This window comes from Endozoicomonas sp. SESOKO3, assembly GCF_024606255.1.
In genome coordinates, this window is the sequence record NZ_JAHHPR010000066.1 from 1 (window position 1) to 4748 (window position 4748).

Consider the following 4748-nt stretch of genomic DNA (forward strand, 5'->3'; position numbering starts at 1 on the left):
TCGGGCTGTCTTTAACGGCCTCGTCGCAGCCCGGCTGCCAACCCACTTTCAGGCAGGGCATGGTCATGAAGGTTTTTAATTCCGACTCTGTCGGGAAGCCTTTGCCATTATGCATGGAGGCAATGAGCCTTAGCAGCATTCGGTCGATCGGATTGCCTTTAACGGCCTCGTCATTGCCCGACTGCCAGCCCACTTTAAGACAAGGCATACTCACAAACGCTTTCACTTCCGGCCCTGTCGGAAAACCTCTGCCATTATGCATGGAGGCAATGTTCTTAATCAGCTCCCAGTCGATTGGGTTGTCTTTAACAGCCTCATCAAGGCCCGGCTTCCAGCCCTCTTTCAGGCAAGGTATGGTGATGAAGGCTTTTACTTGCTCTTGCGTCGGGAAGTCTCTGCCACAATGCATGGTGGTAATATGCATGAGCAGCTTTCGGTCGACCGGATTGTCTTTAACCGCCCTGTCGCGGTCCGGCCGCCAGCCCTCTCTCAGGCAAATCATAGAGATGAACGCTTTCACTTTCGCTTCTTTCGGGAAACCTTTGCCATTATTCATAGAAGCAATATTCTTCACTAGCCCCCAGTCGATCGGGCTGTCTTTAACGGCCTCGTCATTACCCGGCTGCCAGCCCTCTCTCAGGCAAAGCATGCTAAGAAACGCCTCCACTTGCTCTTTTGTCGGAAATCCTTTGCCATTATTCATGGAGGAAATGCGTATGAGCAGTTCCCGGTTGATCGGTTTGCCACGAACGGCTTCGTCATGGCCGGGTTCCCAGCCCTCTTTCAGGCAAGGCATGTTCATGAAGGCTTCTAACTGCTCCTTCGCAGGGAAGCCTCTGCCACTGTTCATAGAGGCAATATGCGCAACCAGTTCCCAATCGATCGGTTTGTCTTTAACCGCCTCGTCGAGGCCCGGCTGCCAATCCATTTTCAGGCAAGGAATGGTGATGAAGGCTTTCACCTGAGGCTCTGACGGAAAACGTCTGCTATTGTTCATGGAAGCGACATGCCTGAGCAGCCTCCGGTTAATCGGGTTGTTTTGAACCTCTTCATCATTGCCCGGTTGCCAGCCTTCTCTCAGGCAGGGCATGGTGATGAAGGCTTTCACTTGTTCCTCTGTCGGGAACCCTTTGCCATTATTCATGGAGGAAATGTGCACGAGCAGCTCCCGGTCGATGGGGTTGTCCTGAACGGCCTCATCGTTGCCTGGTTGCCAGCCTTTTTTCAGGCAAGCGATGTTCATAAAGTCATCCACTTCGCCTATGGTCGGGAAGCCTCTGTTATTGCGCATAGAAGAAATCTGTTTCAGGAATGGATGTCCGGCAACAGCTTGAATCTCATGATCATTTTTATTTGCAAAGCGCTCTATATGACGCGGCCATCTCAACATGCTTGAGAGACAGCCGGTGTTTTTAATTTGATCCGTATTGACCGCCGAAAAGAAGACCGTCGCCTTGGCAAAAAACGCTGAGAGAAGCTCAGCTTGCTTAATAACACTCAATGTTTCCAATTTGGCAAAAAGGGTGGGAAATGGAGGGTTACTTCTGTTGTAGGATAATCCGATCTTTCTCCTGCGGAGGGTTTTCAGCAGTTTTTTGGCACTTTGGACCACGCTTCTCACAGCCTGGGCTGTATCCGGGTTGCTATCGTTGTAGTGGTTCTTCAACACTGCCTGATGTTTAGGTGAAAACACCGAGAGAATTTCAGGAGGGATTTCTGAAGCGTCTTCAAAATCTTCATCTTCTATTTCACCGGTGACAGGGGTCATACTGTCACTGGCGGGTGGTGGAGTTTCTGATTCCGGTTCGATTACAGCCATTGGCTGAGGCTCTTCGTCAGCCGTTATAACCGATTCAGTTTCCAATGGATCTTGTGTGGACTGAACTGCGAAGGAAGAGACCACACGCCAGAGACCCTCATCAACACGCCGTAGCTTTATGGGGGGAATGTGAGATGGTTCAAAGGCCTGTTGATGCTGCAATATATTGGAGGCACTGGCTGCCGGTTCAGCCTGACGCCCTGTCCGGGTGTGCTTTCTTTTTGGTTTTTGAGCGCCTTTTTTTTGAGAGCCCTCTTTTTGAGAACCATTACTCACCGAAGCCCCATCGTCCAAAGGTGGCGGCGTAGATCCATCTATTGGGGGTAATGGCACGTAAACTCTCCCTATTCGTCCAGTGGGTCATCCTCAAATAGCCATTCATTCAGCCCAAGCAAATCTTGCTTTTTACCCTCATAGGCTTTGTACCAGTCGAGCTGTGTCACCAAATCAACCCTATCGCTCATTTTTTTGATCACAGTGAGTAGCTGGTTTGGACTCATCTGGTGGCGAAAAAGTTCCAGCATTTCAAGTTCTGTTTCCTCCAGCACCTGAAAACGATTCAATGCGTCTATCACCGCGTCCATCGCCGTTGCAAAATAACTCTGGCTGACAGCAGCCTCATCTGTACCTTCTGTCAGTCTTGCGGTGACGGCGTTTTTTAAGCTCTCCGGAGCCTCTTCCACCTGCCGTTGAATAACCGGAGCCAACGCCCTGCACAATCGGGTGGTGAGCTGACCAAGATTGGCGTAGTGCTCCAGTGACGCCCAGACTGCGGGTTTTAATGGCAAGCCTGACTTGATAATGCTGAGAATGGCACTGGGTGCCAGCGGCTTCGCTTTTTCATTAAGGGTCTCACGGACGCTTGCGCTATTGCGTGGCAGTCTCTCATCTCGCTGGATGACATAGAGTTCCCGCTCATCCTGTGGAGGCTTGTACCACTGTTCGGTGAAGTCTTTGGCCTCGAAAAATGTTCTTAGCTGTTCCAACGACCAGTTTTTGATCATAAAACCGTTACCCACGAGACTGAATTCCGGTTTTGGCAATACAATGCTTCTGTCGTTAGAAAGCACCGTCAGCCGGTTCTTTTCAAACTTATATTCTGGCGCCTGTTCAAGCTCAATCAGCAGGGCAACGATAAAGTACCACAGCCGCTTTTGTCCCGGCATGAGCGCATCACCGTTGATAATGACTCCTTTGCCATCGGCACTGGCCTCCTGCGATGAAAAGCATAGATCCGGTATCTGTTCGTGGTCAGTCAGGTAATAGTGTGCCAGCAGCAGCCCTTCCAGTAGCAGCTCCTGTTGTTTTACATTGAGGGTGTGAGTGCTCTGCCGGGCAATACAGGCTTCCAGGAAATCCTGCATTTTTTGCGGCTTGAATGTCTGGTGTATCAAGTACAGTTGGCGGACAGAAGGCACCGTTTCGAAGAAGCTGTCGAGCTTTTCTACGTACCCTGAGCGTTTAGCCTCTGGCTGCGACCAGAGAATCTCCAACACCCTGGCTTTACTCAGTGTCAGAGAACATCGCTGATTCAGTTTTTGCCTCAGTGGCTCCAATGCCACCCATTGCAGTTTGTTCGGGGCAGGATTCAGCTTTCTGCACAGTGTAATGTAATCCAGACACTCGGATTCAGGCAGCTGCGTCAGGGCAAACTTAACGTTATCCAGAGGAGCGTAAATTGAGAGCGCCCTGGCCAGTACGTTCTGGTCTTGCTGGTTTTCATGATGTCTTGCCAGCCATAAGCGTGCGCCCGCGCCACCATGATGGAAGAGCATGGGTATCAGCGATGCCAGGGCATAAAGCACCTGCGTTCTTTCACTGCGGTCATCTGTGAAAGCGGTCAGGTATTGTTCAAGTTCCGCAATGGTCATGCGCCACTTTGGAGGAGCAGAGCAGAACAACGCCAGGGCTTTTAGGGTCTCCCCAATCGTCATACGCCACTTTTGGGGGATTGAACTGAACAACGGCAATGTATTCATTGCATCGTCTTCTTCCAGCTCATCCTCTCCATCACTGATGTCGTCGTCACTCTCTGTGGATAGCCCTGGAAGATCAGGAAGATATTGACGGATGCTTCTCTCATTGGCAGCCAACTCCTTTTGTTCAGGCAATCCGGAAGCTGCAAACACCCTGCTGGCCATCTTCAGGCAATGTTTCTTGTTCTTCACAGGCAACCACTGAACAAAAGCGATTACCTTCGCCTCCACCGGGAAGCCTCTACTATTACATATGCTGGCAATATAAATGAGCAGCTCCCGGTTGATGGGGTTGTTCTGAACGGCTTCATCGAAACCCTTCCTCCAGCCCTCTTTCAGACAGGACATAGACATAAAGACTTCCACCTGTCTCTTCGTCGGGAAGCCTCTGCCATTATTCATGGAAGCAATGTGCACTAACAGCTCCCTGTCGATAGGCTTGTCTTTAACAGCCTCGTCCCGGCCCGGCTGCCAACCCTCTTTCAGGCAGGCCATAGAGACAAAGGCTTCCACCTGCTCCCTGGTCGGGAAGCCTTTGCCATTGTTCATGGAGGCAATGTTCCTGAGCAGTTCCCAGTCGATGGGCTTGTCTTTAACGGCCTCGTCCCGGCCCGGCTGCCAGCCCTCTTTCAGACAGGACATAGAGATAAAGGCTTCCACCTGCTCCTTCGTCGGGAAGCCTTTGTCATGACGCATGGAAGCAATGCGCATGAGCAGTTCCCGGTTGACCGGGTTGTTTTGAACGGCTTCATCAAGGCCCGGCTGCCAGCCCTCTCTCAGGCAGAGCATAGAGATAAAGGCTTCTACCTCCTTCTTCGTCGGGAAGCCTTTGCCATGATTTATGGAGGCGATGTGAGTGATCAGTTCCCGGTCAATCGGGTTGTCTTGTAACGCCCTATCATTGCCCGGCTGCCAATCTACCCTGAGGCAAAGCATCGACATGAAGGCTTTTA

2 protein-coding genes are annotated in these 4748 nt (G+C 51.2%); both read right to left on the reverse strand.

The features are described 5' to 3' along the window. Nucleotides 1-2152, reverse strand: a 2152-nt coding sequence (locus KDK18_RS01095) for a hypothetical protein (protein WP_257252573.1), incomplete at its 3' end; no start/stop codon positions are given. Between the two features lie 11 nt (nt 2153-2163). Then, nucleotides 2164-4748: hypothetical protein (locus tag KDK18_RS01100; protein ID WP_257252577.1), on the reverse strand; the 2585-nt coding region annotated here is incomplete at its 5' end.